This window comes from Rhodococcus sp. P4_F3_2 (assembly GCF_056401335.1).
Genome location: NZ_JBFUJN010000229.1, coordinates 1 through 424, shown reverse-complemented (window position 1 = coordinate 424; position 424 = coordinate 1). Strand labels below are relative to the sequence as shown.

1 protein-coding gene is annotated in these 424 nt (G+C 36.3%); it reads right to left on the bottom strand.

The window, feature by feature from the left end:
• Positions 1-424 (bottom strand): hypothetical protein (locus tag AC1DWA_RS33530; protein ID WP_477917828.1); only part of this gene is annotated, 424 nt, incomplete at both ends.

Below are 424 nucleotides of genomic sequence, written 5' to 3'. Positions count from 1 at the left end.
CTGTAAAGGCAAGGTCAATTGCTGGAGAATTGGTCGTCCCAGCTACAAGCAGTGCGCCTTTAGCAGGGACATTCACTTTATAAAAATCAACGTCATACATAGGAAGCATTTGTCCGATGATTGTTTTTTCATTTGGCAAACTATTAGCTTTGTTAAAATCATTATTTGGCTCTTTTTCAAACAGTGGATCATCGTTTGCAGAGGAGCTGTTCATTTGTTTTGAATTCTGAGATGAAGAAAGAGAAGGAGCTTTTTCTAAGGAATGAGTTGCATCGCTTTTTAAATCATTAAGTACACGTTGATTTAGATTCTTTTTTTGAAGAGGCTTGTCCATATGCTGGTCTATTAGTTTTTTTGAAACACTTTCACTTTTATTGGTATCTGCTTGAACAGACTGAACGGATAGTGTTGATGCTAATAAACC